The organism is Eubacterium sp. BL-380-WT-2B (assembly GCF_009696115.1).
Classification (GTDB): Bacteria; Bacillota; Clostridia; order Eubacteriales; family Eubacteriaceae; genus Eubacterium; species Eubacterium callanderi.
Genome location: NZ_VUMP01000003.1, coordinates 296022 through 314738, shown reverse-complemented (window position 1 = coordinate 314738; position 18717 = coordinate 296022). Strand labels below are relative to the sequence as shown.

Below are 18717 nucleotides of genomic sequence, written 5' to 3'. Positions count from 1 at the left end.
GGTCAGACCTCCCCTGCCGCCGGCGCATTGGAGACGATGCGGCCGTCCTCAATCCAAATCACGCGGTCTGCCGCTCTGGCCACCAGCTCGTCATGGGTGATGACCAGAATGGTCTGCTTGAGGGTCTGGTTAAACCGCTTCAGCATTGCCATGATCTCCCTGGAGTTTTCCTGATCCAGGTTGCCGGTGGGCTCGTCGGCCAGCAGCAGGGCTGGCCGGTACAGCAGAGACCGCGCAATGGCGGTGCGCTGCTGCTGCCCGCCGGACAGCTGGCTGGGCAGGGCGTTCAGCTTATCCTCCAGCCCCAGGGCCCCGACAATGGCCTCGAAGTCCTGGGATTGGGGCTCGGTCCTGTCCAGAAGCAGGGGCAGCTTGATGTTCCGCTCCACCGTGAGAGTGGGGATCAGGTTATAAAACTGGTAGATGAGCCCCACGCTCCTGCGCCTGAAAAGAGCTGCTTCTTTTCTGCTCAGAGCAGAAATTTCCTCCCCGCCGACCCACACCCTGCCCTCGGTGGGGCTGTCCACCGCGCCGACAATGTGCAGCAGGGTGGATTTCCCCGAGCCCGATGCTCCGATAATGGATACGAATTCGCCCTTGCGGACGGTAAAATCAATGCCTCTCAGGGCGTGCACGGCGTTTTCGCCGGCGCCGTAGACTTTTGTAATTCCCTCACATCTTAAAATTTCCACTTTTTCCCTCCTGTGCTTATACTTTCAGTCCATCACCACTCTCCTGCAAGGCGGCCGTCGCGTAGCTCGACGCGGCGGTCGGCCTGTCTGGCAATGTCCCTGTCATGGGTCACGATGACAATGGTCTGCCTGTATTTTTCTCTGGAAATTTTTAAGAGAGCCATGATTTCCTGGCTGCCTCTGCGGTCAAGGCTGCCGGTGGGCTCGTCGGCCAGCAGCAGGGCCGGGGCGGCTATGAGGGCCCGGCCGATGGCCACGCGCTGCTGCTCGCCGCCGGACAGCTCCCTAGGCAGACACTTGGCGCGGTCCTCAAGCTTTAGCAGGCACAGCAGCTCCTCGAGGTAATCCCTGTTCACTCTGCGCCCGTCCAGACGCATTGGCAGCAGGATATTATCCTCGACACTTAGGGTTGGGATCAGGTTGTAAAACTGATAGACCAGCCCGATCTGCCGCCGCCTGAAAACAGCCAGCCCGGCTCTTGTCTTGGTATGGATATCCACGCCGTCGATCCGGACGGTGCCCGCTGTAGGGACTTCCACGCCACCCAAAAGGTGCAGTAGTGTGGACTTTCCTGAACCCGATGGGCCAGTGACTGCCACCAGCTCACCCTTGCCGGCTGAGAAGCTGATGCCCTTCAGGGCCTCCACTCTGGCGTTTCCGTTGCCGTATATTTTACTCAGGTTTTCCGTTCTTAAAATTTCCATTTGTATTCTCCGCCTCCTAAGCATAGCACAGTTCTCATGACACCTCAGTGACCCGTTAATGACAAATATGTCACTTTCGCCCGCTGTCCGTCCAGCCCCTGTAAACCTTGATCCGGAACAGCGCACCGCCGCCCGCCGGACTTTCGGCTGTAATGCTGCCGTGCTGGCGGCTGAAGATGGCCTGGGACAAAGCCAGGCCAATGCCTGCGCTGTCATCCCCGGAATCTTTTCCCTTGTAGAACCGCTCAAAGAGATGTGGCCTGTCCTCAGGCGCGATGCCGGGGCCAGTGTCTGCGATGAGGATCTCTGTGGCCAGGGGGTTTTCTTCAGCGCTCACCCGGATCTGCCCGCCGCGGGGCGTGTGCTCCATGCAGTTTTTCAGGATATTGCCCACAGCCTCCGCTGACCAGTAAAAATCGCCGGTGAAGGTGATGTCCCTGTCCACCTCCGCCCAGAGGGTTTGTTCTCTCAGCTCCATGGGGATCTCCAGAGGGGCGGCGGCCCTGGCGATGAGCTCAGACACCCGCACGGGCTCGCGCTTAAAGCCCACGGTCCCGGCCTCCAGCCGGGAGAGCTTGAGCAGCGCGTCGATAAGCCACTGGATGCGGGCCAGCAGGCTGCCTGCCTCGGCGGCCAGGCGGCTGCGGGCTTCTCTGCCGGTATCCTCACTGCACAGCCGGGGTACCAGCAGGCCAAGCGTTGTGAGGGGAACACGGAGCTGGTGGGAGATGTCGGCCAGGGCGTGGCTGAGGGCAGTCTTGTCCGCCTCCAGTGCAGCCGCCTGCTCCCGCAGGCGAAGGGTCATTTTGCAGACCGCGCTCTGCAGGACCGCCAGCTCACCCTCGTTGTCGGGGATTTCTTTCAGAGCGTCCCCGCCGTGCAGCACCTGGTCCAGCTGGAGGCTCAGGGCCGACAGGCGGCGGTAACGCCTGGCCGTGAAGCCGTAAAAGAGCGCGCCTGCCCCAGCACATACGCAGAGCACATAGGCCGCGCAGGCCGCGCTGATCCACAGCCCGCCCGCGGCCACTGCCAGGGTGAGCAGCGTGTAAAGCCCTGCCAGCCTGCGTATTTCCGGATTTCTGAGCAGCCCCATCTCAGTCCTCCACCTTGTAGCCAAGGCCCCTGACCGTCTTGATGATCCGGGGCTCGGCGGGATCTTTCTCAATCTTTTCACGCAGGCGCTTGATATAGACGGTAAGTGTGTTGTCATTGACAAAATCCCCTGAAGCGTCCCAGATTTCCTGGAGCAGGCGGCTTCTGGACAGCACCTCGCCCCGATGACTCAGGAGGGTGAGCAGCAGGCGGTATTCGAGGGCTGAGAGCACGATCTCCTGCCCGTCTCTGCGCACAGACGCTCCGGCAGTGTCCACGCTTAAGTTTCCGAGCTGAAAGACCGACTGGGCCCTGCCGCTCCGCCGGAGGCTGTTCTTAACCCGCGCCACCAGCTCCATTGGCTTGAAGGGCTTGGTGATATAGTCGTCGGCCCCCAGATTGAAGCCAGTGACAATGCTGGCCTCGTCGTCCAAGGCGGTGAGGAAGATCACCGGTGTGTTTCCCCTGTGCAGGATTTCTGTACACAGGGCGTAACCGTTTCCGTCGGGCAGCATTAAATCAAGGAGTATCAGGTCAAAGCGATCTCCCTCCAGGGCGCTCTCGGCCTCAGCTCTGGTGGCAGCGGTGTCCACAGAGAAGCCTTCCTCCTCCAGCAGGGCTCTCAGGTGCTTTACAATCTGCCGCTCATCTTCTACGATTAATATTCGTCGCATATTCGTTCCCCCATTGTGGTTAATTTCAAGATTTTGCTTTCATTTTACCTTAAAACCCAGATCGGAACAATCCCTTAAACTTTGTCCCAGCCGGCGCAGGAATGCCCTGAATGGGCGGATTGATCAAAAACGACACTCGCGTCATTTTTAAACATAATTGTTGAATCCCTTTCGCCACAGCCTTTTCCGGGCATACAAAAAGCAGGGGCGCCGAAACAGCGCCCCTGCTTTTTCAATTTCTATAATCATAAATCCTGTCAGAGATGGCATGCCGAAACAGCACATCATGTCCAATCTGCTGGGACGAGACGTCGTTTCATCGCACCGTCTCCGCACCTTTCTTATTTTTCGTCAGGAGCGTCAAAGCGGAAGCGGTCATCCTTTTCGGCGTTGACGTCATCGTCAGCATCGGGGTTAAGCTTTGCACCGAAGAAAACCTCGTCCTCGCGTTCCCGTTCGTTTTCGGATTTTTCCTCGCGCTGCTCGGCTTTCTTTTCTTCAGTTGCGGTCACTGGCGCTCCGAAGCGGAAGGCGTCGTCCTCCTGGGTATTGACATCGGTGTCGCGCTGGTCCTGGTTGACCTTTGCTCCAAAAAATATTTCATCATCGCGTTCTCGGGCGTCTTTTTCTGGTGAATTGTTTTGATCCTTCATGGTAAATTCTCCTTTCGGTTTGTTGTTTTTCTATTTACCCGAAAGCGCTTTCTCTAAGCAGCCGTTGCCGAAAATCTTACTTTTTAACACAAGGTTTCTCTTATTGCTACCCGGAGGGCTTTATTTTTCATAACGCAAAATTTCCGGGCCTGCCCATGCGTTATGAAAAACCGCGCAAACCACCTGTTTATGCGGGTTTGCAAGACATCAAAACTCATAACCTCATAACGCACATCGTCCGGGCCTTTTTTAGGCGGGGCGATCCTCAGACTGAGCGATCCATTTGGGATTGACGATATATTTGTAAAAAACACGCCTGCCATTCTGGTCCCGCTCTATTTTTAAATAACCATAATCTACCAGGATATTCAGGAAAATTTCCGCGTCCGCGCCTTTTTTAAAGCTCAGGTCTCTCAGATTCCTCGCAGCGTCGTAGGCGGTAAAGACCTCAAAGTTATGCTTATCAATGGCCTTGAGCAGTTTTCCGGCTTTCTCCATGTTTTTGTCATCGCCCATGATCTGGTGGGCGTGCCGGGCGTGGTCGATATAGTAAGTCCAGGCCAGATCACAGGCCTCCTTCATGCTAAAATAGTCCACAGGCGTTTTTCCTGCCTCTTTTCGGTATTTGGCCACATGCATGAGCCCTGCCAGGCGCAGCACCTGTCCGGGCAGCTTGGAGGTCCACTCCTTGAGGTTGGCGAGATCGCCGTTGTTCCGTTCGTCCGCGGCTTTTCGGAAGCCCTTGAACAGCTCGGCGGCATCCTCACTCAGGGTCAGCATCTCATAGGCATCCTCCTCGGCCAGGGCAATCAACTCTTCCAGCAGATTTTCATAACGTTTTTTCACTTCCTCATCGAGCTTGGGCGCGCCCTCAATTTTGCGCTTGCCCAGCTTGCTCTCCGGCAGGCTGAACAGGAAACGGGCGGGCAGGCCCCTTTCCAGCAGGATTTTATTCTTGACCACCCGGTCCAGCACATCGGGCTGAACCATGAGGTTCATGGTCAGGCGGGGATCGTTGATATACTCCCCGGGGCGGCCAACCCGGTCCACGATGATGGTCTCTCCAGAATAGGCCTGGAGGTAGTTGGTAAAATTGGGCTGGCTGTCGTAAAGGCCCGCGATGTTGGAGAATACTGCGCCCTCAGCGGAGATAATGCTGATCCGGCCCTTGTTCTCCTGGAGCAGGCCGGCCAGCTTCTGGGAGGTGACGTCGTTGGCCACCAGCCTGGGCGGCGCGGATTTTTCCAGGGCTTTGATCTCGCGCAGCTGATCCTCCATCTCGATGAGCTTGGCCTCCTTTTCATCCCCCTTAAGACCGCCGCACGCCTTGCGCATGGCCTCGTAGGCGCTGCGGGCCATGTCCAGCCGCACCTCCACCGAGATGGCCTTGTCGGCATAGTCTCTAAAGAGCTTTGTCTGGTGCTTAAAAAGGGGATTGGTCACGGCTTTCATAAGGTGGCTTTTCCCCTCTCCGGGCCGGGCCACGCCTAGGACAAAGAGTCCCAGGGGCTCGTACCATCCGGTTTCGGGGCTGATACCATAACGCCCCTGCAAAAGGGCCGCCAGGGTGCCCAGCATGGCGGTGCCGGCCAGATCAGCGGACATCTCCATGGATTCGGACAGATTCTTGCAGTACTCGAAAAGCTCGATGGGCAGATTCTCCATCGGGAACCTGGGCAGGGTAGTATTCTCCTCCAGGGGACGCAGCGGCTTGAAGCCGTCTTTCCAGGCCTGTGCCTGTTTAATGGACTCAAGCGTTCGCTTGTATTCTTCCTGGTCAAGCTGGCGGCATTCCCCTTCGTAGTAGATTTCTCCCTGATATTCCTTTATTTCCTCTTCGCCATAGCGGTACCGGGTCTCACCGTTCTCATCAATTTCCTCGATGATGGGCAGACTGACGGTTCTTCTGGGCGGCACCACTGTGATACCCGCCTTGTCCTTCCACCGCTCACGCTCTTCTTCCTCATCATCAATCATCACCACCTCCAGCATCTCCTCAGGCGGCTTGGGCGCTGTTTCCAGGCGCGCGTCTTTTTCATCTGTTTGCATCATTATTTCCTCTCTTCAAAACGCGCCTTGCTATGTGCGTTATGACGTTATGTATTTTGACAGGCCGCAAAACGCCTGTTTATGCGGGTTTTGGCCATTTCTCATAACACATGGGCTGACTTCGGAAAATTGCGTTATGAAAAAAGGCTTCCCCATTATCCATTTTTCACTTTCCATTTTCAACTAAACTGTCCTCTATTTAACACTTTGCCTTTTTTGAAACGCTGGCTCTGCTTTTCATCAGGGCTTTGTTCTTTATTTAAGCTGCCGGGCCGCCGCTCGGCAGAGCGCGCAGGGTGAATCGTAGTCCCCGGGGCTCACCTCGATCCCGCAGTCTCTGGCGGCAGCGATCAGGCCAGGGATACCCTGCTCAAGCAGGGCGCGCATGAGGGGCTGCCGGTTGGGATTATAGCCTCCCAGTATATCGGCCATCGCCTCCCGGTGCAGATTTCCGATGACAAAGCCGCACACCCGTACGCTACCGTCCGGGTCCACCGCCAGGGATGTGGGGGCGTCCAGGCGCTCGGTATAGGCAGCCGTGCCGCACTGAAAGCCGGCATCCAACGGCGTCCTCTGGAAATAATCGGCGAGGTAAATCCTGGCGTTTCCGCCCGGAAAAACGCGGTTTCCCACCCCCACAGGCAGGCGCAGAGACTCGAAGCGCCTGAGGCATGCCCTGGTTTTCGCGTCATAGGGATCGCGGCTCTCCGGGCCCTTGAGCCACGTGGGGTGCAGAACGGTGACGCTGCCCAGCCCGGCTTCACACAGGGCGCGGGCAAAGGCGTACTGCTCGGCGATTGGCAGGTGCTCGGTGTGAAAGGCGTCCACAGATAAAAGGATTTCATTAACGCCGCTGGCCTCCAGCCGGTCGGCCGTATGCTCCCGGAGCGCCTTGTCGTGGGTAAAGCAGCCGCTGGTGATCAGCTGCCGCCTGGGGATGCTACGGTCCTCTGCCTGCTGGTGCACAGCGCAGACAGTGGGCACGCACAGCAGGGGCTCGCCGCCAAAGGTCAGCACCGATTCCAGCGCGCAGGCGCGGTCCACCGCCTCAAGGGCAGCGGCGGCATCCTCTGGCAAGAGCTCCCCGTCAAGCCTGTCCGGGCCCAGCGCACAGTGCGCGCACCGGCTCCGGCAGCGGTGTGTCACGCTGAATTCTAGCCGCTTTACATGTTTTAAATAGGGATTCCTCTGGTTCATATTATCCTCCTCCCACGCCTGATTCTCAGGGCCTCACGCTGGCTTCTGCGCTGGCTGTTGCAGCTATGCCATTATAAGAATTTTTATTCAATCTAATAATTTATTATATCCATTATAGCACCCAACGTCCTGCTGGTAAAGCTTTATTTGAATTGATATTTTTTTAACTTTCCAGACCGGCCCAAACCGCCCTCGGCCATAAAAAAAGATGATGTGCTGAAACAGCACATCATCGGTGGGGGGGACGTTAGCCTTACGAGAAAAAGTGTTCCGCAGAGGTTTATTAATGGAAAATGAAGAATTGAGAATGGAGAATTAAAAGACCCCTTTTGCTGCCGCAAAAGCGATTAAGACAGTGGCCTTCGGCCGCCGTTTCATTCAAAATGCGCAGCATTTTGTTCCTCTAATTCTCCATTCTGCATTTTCAATTGGTTCCGCCTTTGCATCACGCGTCACAATTCTTTGGCAGGGTCACCTTAAAGGTGGTGCCAATCCCCACTGAGCTAGTCACCTCGATGGTTCCCTTGTTGTTCTGGACAATGTGCTTGACAATGGCAAGGCCCAGGCCAGTGCCGCCGTTTTCCTTGGAACGGCTCTTATCCACACGGTAAAAACGCTCAAAGATCCGCGGGATGTCCTCCTCGGGGATGCCACAGCCGGTATCCTCCACCAGGATGCAGAAATGCGCGCCATTTTCGTAGACCGACACATCCACCCTGCCGCCTTCGTCCGTGTATTTGATGGCGTTGTCCACCAGGTTGATCATCATCTGCCTGAAATCGTCCGGGTTGATGATAACGCTGATGTCGCCCTCCTTCTGATAGCGCAGCTCGATACGCTTGGACTCAGCCGTCATTTTGAGAATGTCGAAGATCCGCAGGATTTCCTGGTTCACACCGATGACCTCGCGCTTGTCCTCGCCGCTGCGCTGGTTGTTTTCCAGGTGAGAGAGGATCAGAATATCGTTGACCAGGCGGGTCAGGCGTTCACTCTCATCGGCGATAATGCTGTAAAAACGGCCAAGGGTGGCCTCGTCGGTAATGTGGTTTTCCTGAATGGTCTCGATGAAGCCGCGGATGGTGGTAATGGGGGTTTTCAGCTCGTGGGACACATTGGCCACAAAGTCCCGGCGGATATTTTCCAGCCCCTTGATCATGGTAATATCCTCCAGAATGATGATATTGCCATTGTAGGTCTGGTCGCCCTTGTCCAGCATCTGGGAGCTTGTGACCTTGTAGATACGCTCCTCGATACGGGTTTCGTAGTCCAGCCGCCCGTCCTCGGTCTCTGCCAGCTTGTCCTGAAGCTCGTACACAAAGGGGTCGCGGTAAACCTCCAGGATATTTTTCCCCTTGATTTCCTTCTTCAGGTCGATGTTAAAGATGCCCCGGGCCGTATCGTTAATCAGGATGATCTTATTATCCCGGTCTACGGCGATAATGCCCTGGTTCATGCTGGACAGCACAGAGGACAGCTCAATATTCTTGCGGTTGATCTTGCTGAAGGAGGCATCCAGCTGCTCGGCCATGGTATTGAGCGAGTCGACCAAATCGCCGATTTTATCGTCCCTGAGCATGGTGAGCTTTGTCTTATAATCGCCCCGGGCAATCTTTCTGGCGAAAATGGTGACCTCGTCCAGGGGTCTTGTCTCGTTATTTAAGAGGAAGGCAAAAATCACAATGGCGATGAGGATACTGGCCAGCGCCACAAAAATCAGGTTGTTAATAATGCTGTAGCTCACATCCTCCATGACGTCAAGAGGCACTGCGATCCTTACAATATGCGTTATCTGCCCATCCTGATAGTATGGCGCTGCCAGGTAGAGCATATTCTTCATAATGGTGTCGGAATAGCGCACCGAGGTGGTGGGCGTCCCCTTCATGGCGCCCTGGACCTCGGGCCGGCTCAGGTGGTTGTCCAGCGAACCGATACCGCTCAGGGACTCAAACAGGACGTTCCCCTCCACATCTATGATGTTGATGCGCTGGTTGGTGCTGTTTGCATAATGCTCGAGCCCGGTGACGTCGCCGGTCTTGATGTAGCCGGGCATCAGGTCCTCGACAATATACTCGCTGTTGCTTTTCAGGTTGCTCTCGGTGGATTCATAGTAGGCGTTTTTGAAGATCACATAGGAGAAAACGCCTGAAAAGGCAGTGACCAGCACGATCAGGATTGAAAAGACAATGGTGATGCGTTTTTTCATTGATCACCTCCCAGGTTTTCTACCAGGCGGTAGCCCACGCCGCGCACGGTTTCGATGTATTTTTCCTGGTCGTCCTCAATCTTCTTCCGCAGGTAACGGATGTGGACATCCACTGTCCGGGTCTCGCCGTAATACTCATAGCCCCAGATTTCGTCCAGCAGCTGATCCCGGGTCAGCACCTTGTTCTTATTGTTTGCCAGATACAGGAGCAGCTCGTATTCCTTCAGCGTCAGCGACAGCTTTTTGCCGTTTTTGTATACCTCGAAGGAGCCGGGCAGAATGCGCAGGCTGCCCACTGCGATCTCCTCTGTGTCTGAGCTTTTGATCATCTCGGTGCGCCGCAGGACAGCCTTTACCCGGGCGTAGAGCTCCTTCACGCTGAAGGGCTTGGTCATATAGTCGTCTGCGCCCATTTCTAGGCCAAGGACCTTGTCAAACTCCTCGCTCTTGGCGGTGAGCATGATGACTGGAATGTAAGACAGGTTTTTATCCGCCCGCACCTCGCGGCAGATGGTGAGCCCGTCCTTGCCCGGCAGCATTAAATCCAGAATGATCAGATCCGGCCGGATATCCACGATTTTCTCAACCGCGCCGGTCCCCTCGTGGACCCCCGCCACCTCAAATCCCTGGGCTTCCAGATTGAATTTAATCAGCTCAAATATATTAAGTTCGTCTTCTATAATCAGAATTTTTTTCATTTTCTCTCCAATTCTCGCTCAATTTTAACATAATATGATTATAGCATATGTTGTGTTAAAGGCATGTAAAATCTAGATTAAATTTAGAAGGCAAATCTGTGACTGTTAAAAAAGCGGCGCAAACCGAGACTGCGCCTTTTGTCCAGATAAGAAAAAGGCTTCGTCTCTCAAGATCCTTACCTGTCACTCCTTAAGCTCCCGGAAATGCTGCCAGTGAATCCCGATATGCCCAATGCCCAAAATCACCACAAACACCACCATCAAAATGACCCTCCCGTAGATCCCCAGGAGCAGAAACGAAACCACCGGCAGCGTTGCCCCTGCCAGCGGCACACCGCAAAAGCTCGAATAAAAATCTTTTAGCTTCTGCCCACTTCTAAAATACCGGACCCAGTAGCCCTCGTACAGCAGCATCAGCCCAAAGGACAGCGCCAGCCACAGGCTCCAGGGCGTCAGAGGGCGGAGGTTAAAATCCGTAAAGATCAGGGCGCAGCAGCTCACCCCCACCTGCCCCACACGCTCACACCACACCAGCAGTTTATGCTCATGTCTGAAATCATAGCCCTCCGGCTGCCTCCTTGTCCAGATCAGGTTGGGGATAAACAGCATCAGCAGATACAGTACACCGATGTATGAAAATCCAAAATGTCCCATTTTTTCCTCCTCATTTTTTATAAACAGCGTCGCCGCACAGTTAATACCGCTATTATATCACGTTTGGATTAAAACTTTTACATTTTGTCTTGACACCCAAAACAAATGTGATATGATAATAAAAAAGCATAAAACATTTCAGGTGCTGCATGGCAGATAATAGGGAACTAAGTGAGATTCTTAGACGGGCCCGCCGCTGTAAGTGGATTGCCCGGCTCATCACCACTGTCCAAAAGGATGGGAAGGGAGCCCGGCGTTAATCCTCAGTCAGAAAACCTGCCTGAAATGTGTCGACGGTCTTTATCTGAGCGGTGGAGGCCTGTGGGAATGATGGAAAGTTCGCACCTTAGATTAAGGTCGGGCTTTTTTTGTTTGAAAAATAAGGAGATACCAAATGAAAGCAGTTGTTTTAACAGGCCCCGGCCAGCTGGAAATGACCGAAAGGCCCATTCCGGCCTGCGGCGACCACGAAGTCCTTGTCAGGGTCATGGCCTGCAATTTATGCAAAACCGATCTCAAATGCCTGACCATGGGTCAGCGTGACCTGGTATACCCGCGTGTGCTGGGCCATGAAATTTCCGGTGTTATCGCCGGTGTGGGCGCTGCAGTCACAGGCTACCAGGAGGGACAGCGGGTACACGTGCACCCGGGGATTGCCTGCGGCGCGTGCGCCTATTGTAAAGAGGGCGATGATAACCTCTGCGACCACGTGCGCATCATGGGCTTTAACTATGATGGCGGCTTCCAGGAATACCTGGTGGTGCCTGCGGAGGGCGTCCGGGGCCAGATCATCAACATCATTGAAAATGACGCGCTGAGCTTTGAGGAGATATCCTTTATCGAGCCTCTCTCCTGCTGCGTCAACGTCCAGGAAAAGCTGAAGCTTGCGCCTGACGACACCCTGCTGATCATCGGCGCAGGCCGTATGGGCATCCTCAACCTGCGTGTGGCAAGAGCCCTGGGCGTGCGTAAGGTCCTTCTGCTTGAGTCTGACCCCGAACGGGCCGCCCGCGCCGAGACGCTGGGCTTTGACGCTGTTTTCGCGAGCGGGCAGGAGGCCGAGGGCGCCATTAGGGAACTGACAGACGGCCAGGGCGTGGATGCGGTGATCCCCTGCTGCGCAGCCGCAGACGCCATGAACCTGGCGCTCCGGGTGCTTAAAAAGCAGGGGCGCTTCGGCCATTTCAGCGGTATTATCCCAGACGGCGCCACCCAGCCCGAGATCAACACCATTCACTACAAGGAGCAGATCATGACCGGCGCCTACGGGTGCAGCATTGCGCACAGCCGCCGGGCCAAGGCACTGCTGGAGAACGGCAGTCTGATTGTAAAAGACCTGATCACTGAGCGCATTCCGCTCGAGGAGCTGCGGCACGGCCTTGAGCGCGTACGTCAGCTTGAAACCCTGTCGACCATCGTCGTTTTTGATTAACACACCATATGGAGGAGTAAAACAATGGAAGCAGTTACTATGAAAGAATATGGCCAGGTGATCACCGGCCTCATCAACCGTGAAAATCTGACCAAGGAAGAATCAAAGGAAATGTTTATGGAGATCCTGGGCGACCGCCAGACGCCCATGCAGCAGGGGGCTTTTCTGGCCGCCCTCAGCGCCAAGGGCCCGACCGCCGCAGAAGTAGCCGGCAGCTTTGAGGCCATCTACGAAATTGACACCTGCAAGGTCACGCCTCAGACCGCTGTGCCTGTGGTGGAAAACTGCGGCACGGGCATGGATACCTTTAAGACCTTTAATATCAGCACGGTCGCCGGCATCATCGCCGCCGCAGACGGCGTCCCCATGGCCAAGCATGGCTCACGGGCGCTCACCTCTGTGTGCGGCACCATCGACGCGGTGGAGGCCCTGGGCGTGGATGTGGACTGCAGCGTGGACGTGGTAAAGGCCAGCATCGAGAACGCGGGCATCGGCATCTTTAACGGCATGAGCTCCGAGGTCCATCCCACTGCCCTCGGCCGGGTGCTGTCACAGATCTCCTTCGGCAGCGTTTTAAACATCTCCGCCTCTCTGGCCAATCCCGCCCTGCCAAAATACGCAGTCCGCGGAGTCTACTCCCTGGATATGCTGGAATTTGTCCCGGACATCATGCGTGAAATCGGCTATGAGCACGCACTGATCGTCTACGGCGAAGCCGGAGACGGCTGTATCGACGAAGCCTCCACAGTCGGCGCCACCCACATGGCTGAGCTGATGCCCGACGGCACTGTAAAGCGCAGTATCCTGACGCCGGAAAGCCTTGGGATTGAGCCGGGCAGACTGGACGAGCTGGCTCCCTGGGGCTCTGTGGACGCGGCCGCCCAGGGCATTGTCCGTATCCTGAAGGGCGTCTCCACCCCCACCCGCACCAACATCGTCTGCCTGAACAGCGCGCTGATTCTCTATGTTGCGGGAAAAGCTGCAAGCATTCCGGAAGGCTATCTGCGCAGCCATGAGCTCATCGCAAGCGGCGCGGCCTACAAGGCGCTGGAAAAATGGGTCGCTGCCCAGAACCGCGATCCCCAGGCCGGTCTCGCGAAGCTGAAAGCCCTCACCCTGGCCGCCGAGGTGTAAAATGAATCTCTACGCCTTTAAAGCTGACAATGGTTACCTGAAAATAGCTCCCGACGGCGCCTACATTCTGGTCGGCATCCATAAAGCCAGCGTCTATGATGACAGCAGACTTGACAGCCTGAAGGAGCAGCTCGCCGCCCTGAAGCCCGAGCTCGAAAATCTGAGGATCGTAAAACTCGTGCTTGAGGAAGAGGATTATTTTCTGCAATAGAAAAAAGGACCGCTGAGCAGCGGTCCTTTTTTAATAATCGCCTTATTTTTCTTCTCTTTCCATATGTAAAATCGGAAACTCCCGCCCCTGCTCATCTAAGGGCGACCTTGATGCTACGCGAAAACCCATATGCTCGTAAAAACCTCTTGCGCCGGGATTCTGCTCATTCACATCTACGGCGGTGGCACCGCAGTTCTCAAGGGCATGGCAGATAAGAAAACTGCCGGCGCCCTTTCCAAACCAGTTCGGCTCCACAAAAAGCATTTCAATTTTCTGTTTGTCAATCCCGATAAATCCAACGGTTGTGCCCAGGTGGTTACGGGCCAGCATCAGCTGCTCCACGCCCTTCAGGCCGGCCTTCACCTCAGGGACCAGTCCCTGAATATCTTCCTCTCCCAGAAAATCATGGGTGGCCCGCACAGAAGCCTCCCATATTTCAGCCAGTTTTTCGATCTCCTGATCGGTTCTGCGGCCGATCCTTTCAATGCTGTATTCCTGTTTCATTTTATCCTCCCTATAAAAAAGCCCTCTCCACCGCAATGAAGAGGCCTGTGTTTGTGTTAGTCGTTTCGTTCCCGCACAAAAAACCGGATGGGCGTGCCATCGAAATCAAAGGTATCGCGGATTTTGTTTTCCAGATAACGCTGATAGGAAAAGTGCATCAGCGTCGCGTCGTTGACAAATACCACAAAGGTCGGCGGGTTCACACCAGTCTGTGACGCGTAAAAGATTTTGAGACGGCGGCCACTCTTGGTCGGCGGCTGCTTCATCATGATGAATTCTGTCATGGCCTCGTTGAGCTTACCGGTGGTAATGCGTTTTTCCGTCTGACTCTTGACAAAATCAATGGTTTCGTAAATCTTGCTGACCCGCTGCCCGGTTTTGGCCGAGATAAACAGGATGGGCGCATAGTCGATAAAGGAAAGGGTATCGCGGATTTCCCTTTTCATTTTATCCATGGTCTTGGTGTCCTTTTCCACAATATCCCATTTGTTGACAATGATGATGGACGGCTTGGAGCGGTTGTGGGCGATACCGGCAATTTTAGCGTCCTGCTCGGTCACACCCTTTTCCCCGTCAATGAGCACCAGAACCACATCGCTTCGGTCAACAGCGGCGATGGCGCGCACAATACTGTAACGCTCAATATCCTCATAAATTTTTTTCTTCTTCCGCAGCCCCGCAGTGTCGATGAGGGTGTAATCCCGTCCATTAAAGCGCACCTCTGTGTCGATGGCGTCCCGGGTAGTGCCGGGTACATCGCTGACGATGAGCCGGTCATGGCCCACCATTTTGTTGATCAGGGTGGATTTACCCGCGTTTGGCTTTCCAATCACCGCGATTTTCAGGTTATCATCCTCCTGCGCGTCCTCATCATAGACCTTTTTAACCCGTTCGATTACCTCGTCCAGGAAATCGCCAAGGCCAAGGCCCTGCTCGGCGGAAATGGCGATTGGCTCACCAATGCCGAGATTGTAAAATTCAAAAATATTGTTTTCCAACTGCTGGCTGTCCACCTTGTTTACAGCCAGCAAAACGTTTTTGCTGTGCTTGCGGATCATGTTGGCCACCTCTAAATCGGAGGCAGTCATCCCCTCACGCCCGTCCACCAGCAGCACGATCAAATCTGCCATGTCGATGGCCAGTTCTGCCTGGACACGCATCTGCAATAAAATATCATCCTTAGTGTGGGGCTCGATCCCACCGGTGTCGATGAGTGTAAAATGATGGTTCTGCCACTCCGCATCCGCAATGATACGGTCTCTGGTAACGCCGGGCGTGTCTTCCACAATGGCGATACGCTCGCCCACCAGCTTGTTGAACAGGGTGGATTTGCCCACGTTCGGGCGTCCCACCACTGCGACAATCGGTTTTGCCATAGTATTCCTCCTTATTTCATCGCTTCCAGAAAGGCCGCGCCGTCCACCGGGACAATGCGCACCTCTGCCTGAAGCGCCTTTTCAATATCTTCTGTTGTCACATCGTCCAGCAGGTCATGGGACTGACTGCGGACCATATTTTCCGGGATCAGGTAACAGTCTGCCCCCGGAGGCACCTGCCTGATAATATCCGTCCCCGTGATCAGCCCGGACACTGTGATGTCCTCGCCAAAAAAATCATTGGTGACCGGATAAACAGACAGCTCCACGCCGCAGACGGCGCTTGCCTTTTTGGCGCAGTCCCGCATAAAATCCGCAGCCAACTGCCCGGTGATAATGCCGACTCTGCGGGATACGTCGTTTCCACGTACCCCGCGGGCTTCGCTCAGGGCGGCGTCCAGGCTTTCCCTAAAATCTGTCATCATGCCCACGCCGTTTTCAATCTGCGGGAAACCGTCGTAATAGCTGGAATCCGGCAAGGCTTCGCCGGCCAGCAGGAAAAACTCGTCGCTGGCGTAGACAAAATTTGTACCATACTGGCTCCGCATCTGATCCTGAATATCGCTGATGATGGACAGGGTCTCTCTGGCACCCTCTGCGTCAAATTTATCGAGTTTTGCCAGCCCCTCACGGTATTTGGACAGGCCCACAGGCACCACAGAGACGGAGGCCATCTGCGGGTAAAAGCCCATTAGGTCATTCAGGGTCCGTCTCAGCTCATCGCGGTCATTATAGCCGGGGCACAGCACAATCTGTCCGTTCATGCCAATGCCGTTATCGGCAAAATACCGCAGGGATTCCACAATCGACCCGGCAAAGCGGTTGTGCAGCATGGCGCACCGCAGCTCCGGGTTTGTCGTATGCACAGAGATGTTGATGGGCATAATCCGGTAGCGTACAATGCGCTCCATTTCCGCCTCGGTCAGGTTGGTCAGCGTGACATAGTTGCCCAGCAGAAAGGAGAGACGCTCATCGTCGTCCTTGACATATAAGGTTTCCCGCATTCCCGGGGGCATCTGGTCAATGAAGCAGAAAACGCAATTGTTTTTGCAGGTCCGGGTTTCCAGCATATTTTCATCAAATACCAGCCCCAGATCCTCCTCAAAATCCTTTTCCACATCCAGCTCCCAGATCTCGCCGCTTGGCTTTTCAATTTCGATCATCAACTGCTCGTCTGCCTGCAGATACCGGTAGTCCATGATGTCGGCCACAGGCATTCCGTTGATGGTGAGCAGTGTGTCGCCCTTTTCAATTTCCAGTTCTTCAAAGATGCTGCCCGGGGCAACACCCTCTATTTTAAATTTACCCAATGTTTTTCTCACTTAATCTATTTTTCTTCTATTCAAGGCCTCTGTCAAAGGCCTGCAGCGCAGTTTTTTATTATACCATACTTTCCCCTTATTTGGAAAGCTTAGTTTTGCTTCCTAGCCATAAAATGATCAATAACCGCCTGCCGCTCTTCCTTCAGGCCCATATAAAAATTGGCGAAGGTGGCATTCAGGTAAGGCCCCACCACAATGATGGCAATGCCCAGAGTCACGATGACCAGAAGCCACCACCCGATAAAGGTCAGGCACAGCAGAAAATATTCCAGCTTGTAATCCCGCATCATCAGCTTGCTCAGGGTGATGGCATCCATAAAGGACAGCTCCTCATAATCGTTCAGCAGGTAGTAGGTCTGGGAGTAGCTGATGGCAGCGATAATCCCCGGAATAATGAGCAGCAGCGCCCACAGAAAGGTAAAGACGCCCATGGCCAGATTGGCTAAAAAGCATCGGGCAAACCGGTTGAAGCCTGTGAACAGATCTGCCGCTCCTGCCTCCCGGCCGTGGTACAGGTTCATATAAAAGCGCGCGGCCCCATAGGACAGCGGGCCTGCCAAAACAAACGATACGATGTTTGAAACCCGGTCATAGATTTCCGCGTCCAGATCCACGTTAAAAACCACCTTTTCCAGCAGGAGCATAATGGTCGGCACCCCCGCGATGGCCAGCCATGTGATGAACATGATCAAAATCGCCGGCCCCCAGTGTCCTCTGAGCTGTACCTTAGCAGACAGCTTCATGTCCTGGCTTGTCCTGTTTCTCATTTATTTCTCCTTCTTAAGCGCACTCACAGGTTTTTCCCGAAATGCGGACAGCTCACCATACACAGCCCGCAGACCGAGCCGCGGCCAATGTGCTGGTAGGCTTCCTTCATATACTCGCTGCAGCTGTGGGCGTCTAACAGATAGCTGCGCTCCATGCCCGGCTCCCAAATCGTTCCCTCGATGGACATGGACGGGCAGGCCTTCACGCAGTCCTGACAGCTGCCGCATTCACTCTTTCCAGGAGCGGCCACAATGTCAAGCGGCGCGTCGGTCAGTACGGTTCCCAGCCGCACCGCGGGGCCGTAATCCCTGTGGATAAACAGAGCGCTCTTCCCGATCCAGCCCATGCCGGCAATGACGGCTGCGGTTTTGTGGGCGAAGAGCCCGCGGTATGGGTTCTCGCCCTTTACAGACGGCAGCGACTGTGAAGCCGGAACGGCTACCGCCATCGCGCCCCCTTCCTCGAGGGCCAGCGCCACCCTCAGGGTAATCTCATCAATCAGACGGTTGACAATGCGGTAATGGCTGAAATAGGTGGCTGTGGGCGCGTCGTCCATCTGGGCTAAAATCCCCTTTGACAGGCGCACCACCACCGACACAGCGCCAGGATAGCCCAGGTTTAACCCGTCCGGCAGGCCGCTTAAATCCGCAAAGCCAACCTGTGCCGCCCCAAGCCCCTTTCCCAGAGCCTCTATTTTTTCGTTTAATGGATTCATAAAAATCTTCTCCTTTTACCACATTTGTTTTTAAATCTGTGCTATAATGATAGGGTAACTTCAATTTTTCCAAGGGAGGTTCATCGCGTGCTTAACACTCAACATCAGGCTGAAGATAAGCTTATTATACTATACGTACTCAATAAAATCAAAACCGGCATCACCCGCGAGCAGGTGGCCTTTATCATTATTGAAAACCTGCAGATGAGCTATTTTGACATTCAGCTCTATATCGACAACCTCATCGAGGATGATTTTATCCGTTTATACCAGATGGATGATGATAAAACCGTGGTCGCCATCACCGCCAAGGGGCGGGAGACCCTGAATATTTTTGAGAAGGACATCCCAGCCTATATCCGCGAAATGCTGGAGCTCTACATCTCACAGAACCGGGACCGCATTTTCAGAGAAGTCAAGGTCATCGGCAACTATACAAAAAATACCGACGGCGATTACCAGGTACAGCTCAAGCTCCATGAAAATAACATTGTCCTGATGGAACTGAACATCAACACACCGTCCCAGAAACAGGCGCTGAATATCTGTGACAACTGGAAAAATGACACTCAGAACCTTTACGCTTCCATCATCAAGCTGCTCACGCAGACCAGCTAGCTCAAATAGAAAAGCCCGCAG

At 54.6% G+C, this 18717-nt stretch carries 19 protein-coding genes and 1 riboswitch; of the genes, 4 read left to right on the top strand and 15 right to left on the bottom strand.

The genetic code is table 11. The features are described 5' to 3' along the window. Positions 1–2 precede the first annotated feature (2 nt). From FYJ53_RS07575 to FYJ53_RS07530, 10 genes are all read right to left on the bottom strand, one after another. Positions 3–692, bottom strand: coding sequence for an ABC transporter ATP-binding protein (locus FYJ53_RS07575; protein ID WP_041690155.1), 690 nt, complete (start codon positions 690–692; stop codon positions 3–5). Positions 693–724: 32 nt separating this feature from the next. Continuing rightward, positions 725–1396: an ABC transporter ATP-binding protein gene (locus FYJ53_RS07570; RefSeq protein ID WP_013379955.1), complete on the bottom strand. Its 672-nt coding sequence runs from the start codon at positions 1394–1396 to the stop codon at positions 725–727. 70 nt (positions 1397–1466) lie between these two features. After that, a complete protein-coding gene (locus FYJ53_RS07565; RefSeq protein WP_013379954.1) occupies positions 1467–2489 on the bottom strand; it encodes a sensor histidine kinase KdpD in 1023 nt (340 codons plus the stop codon). 1 nt (position 2490) lies between these two features. Beyond that, the gene (locus FYJ53_RS07560) at positions 2491–3162 is read right to left on the bottom strand and encodes a response regulator transcription factor (protein ID WP_013379953.1); all 672 of its coding nucleotides are present in this window, start codon (positions 3160–3162) and stop codon (positions 2491–2493) included. Between the two features lie 341 nt (positions 3163–3503). Then, on the bottom strand, positions 3504–3815 hold the full coding sequence (locus FYJ53_RS07555) for a hypothetical protein (protein ID WP_013379950.1): 312 nt from the start codon (positions 3813–3815) through the stop codon (positions 3504–3506). Between the two features lie 249 nt (positions 3816–4064). Continuing rightward, positions 4065–5867 carry a YfjI family protein gene (locus FYJ53_RS07550; RefSeq protein ID WP_013379949.1) on the bottom strand — a complete coding sequence of 601 codons (1803 nt, stop codon included), beginning with the start codon at positions 5865–5867 and terminating at the stop codon, positions 4065–4067. A 252-nt stretch (positions 5868–6119) separates the two neighbouring features. After that, positions 6120–7061: a radical SAM/SPASM domain-containing protein gene (locus FYJ53_RS07545; RefSeq protein WP_013379947.1), complete on the bottom strand. Its 942-nt coding sequence runs from the start codon at positions 7059–7061 to the stop codon at positions 6120–6122. A 445-nt stretch (positions 7062–7506) separates the two neighbouring features. Beyond that, positions 7507–9264 (bottom strand): ATP-binding protein, encoded by a 1758-nt coding sequence (locus FYJ53_RS07540; RefSeq protein ID WP_013379945.1) that lies wholly within the window; start codon positions 9262–9264, stop codon positions 7507–7509. Continuing rightward, on the bottom strand, positions 9261–9962 hold the full coding sequence (locus FYJ53_RS07535; RefSeq protein WP_013379944.1) for a response regulator transcription factor: 702 nt from the start codon (positions 9960–9962) through the stop codon (positions 9261–9263). Before FYJ53_RS07535 ends, FYJ53_RS07540 begins: the two co-directional genes overlap by 4 nt. A 183-nt stretch (positions 9963–10145) precedes the next feature. Next, complete coding sequence (locus FYJ53_RS07530) at positions 10146–10616, bottom strand: hypothetical protein (RefSeq protein ID WP_013379943.1); 471 nt, start codon at positions 10614–10616, stop codon at positions 10146–10148. Between the two features lie 123 nt (positions 10617–10739). After that, a riboswitch (cobalamin riboswitch) is annotated at positions 10740–10915 on the top strand. A 95-nt stretch (positions 10916–11010) separates the two neighbouring features. Between FYJ53_RS07530 and FYJ53_RS07525 the strand changes: the two genes are divergently transcribed. From FYJ53_RS07525 to FYJ53_RS07515, 3 genes are read left to right on the top strand one after another with little or no spacing between them, the layout of a single operon-like run. Continuing rightward, complete coding sequence (locus tag FYJ53_RS07525) at positions 11011–12048, top strand: alcohol dehydrogenase catalytic domain-containing protein (RefSeq protein WP_013379942.1); 1038 nt, start codon at positions 11011–11013, stop codon at positions 12046–12048. Positions 12049–12072: 24 nt separating this feature from the next. Next, complete coding sequence (trpD, locus tag FYJ53_RS07520) at positions 12073–13182, top strand: anthranilate phosphoribosyltransferase (protein ID WP_013379941.1); 1110 nt, start codon at positions 12073–12075, stop codon at positions 13180–13182. Position 13183: 1 nt separating this feature from the next. Continuing rightward, complete coding sequence (locus tag FYJ53_RS07515) at positions 13184–13393, top strand: hypothetical protein (protein ID WP_013379940.1); 210 nt, start codon at positions 13184–13186, stop codon at positions 13391–13393. A 42-nt stretch (positions 13394–13435) separates the two neighbouring features. On the opposite strand, the gene FYJ53_RS07510 is transcribed toward FYJ53_RS07515, so the two are convergent. From FYJ53_RS07510 to FYJ53_RS07490, 5 genes are all read right to left on the bottom strand, one after another. Then, entirely contained in the window at positions 13436–13897 is a 462-nt protein-coding gene (locus FYJ53_RS07510; RefSeq protein ID WP_013379939.1) for a GNAT family N-acetyltransferase, read from the bottom strand. Positions 13898–13953: 56 nt separating this feature from the next. Next, the gene (gene der, locus FYJ53_RS07505) at positions 13954–15273 is read right to left on the bottom strand and encodes a ribosome biogenesis GTPase Der (RefSeq protein WP_013379938.1); all 1320 of its coding nucleotides are present in this window, start codon (positions 15271–15273) and stop codon (positions 13954–13956) included. Between the two features lie 11 nt (positions 15274–15284). Beyond that, positions 15285–16583, bottom strand: coding sequence for a DUF512 domain-containing protein (locus FYJ53_RS07500; protein ID WP_154557243.1), 1299 nt, complete (start codon positions 16581–16583; stop codon positions 15285–15287). A gap of 101 nt (positions 16584–16684) precedes the next feature. Continuing rightward, positions 16685–17362 carry a DUF975 family protein gene (locus FYJ53_RS07495; RefSeq protein ID WP_070081172.1) on the bottom strand — a complete coding sequence of 226 codons (678 nt, stop codon included), beginning with the start codon at positions 17360–17362 and terminating at the stop codon, positions 16685–16687. A 23-nt stretch (positions 17363–17385) separates the two neighbouring features. Further along, entirely contained in the window at positions 17386–18078 is a 693-nt protein-coding gene (locus FYJ53_RS07490) for a 4Fe-4S double cluster binding domain-containing protein (protein ID WP_073382426.1), read from the bottom strand. 87 nt (positions 18079–18165) lie between these two features. Here FYJ53_RS07490 and FYJ53_RS07485 point away from each other — a divergent pair, with 87 nt between their 5' ends. Next, on the top strand, positions 18166–18696 hold the full coding sequence (locus tag FYJ53_RS07485) for a DUF4364 family protein (protein ID WP_013379932.1): 531 nt from the start codon (positions 18166–18168) through the stop codon (positions 18694–18696). Positions 18697–18717 lie beyond the last annotated feature (21 nt).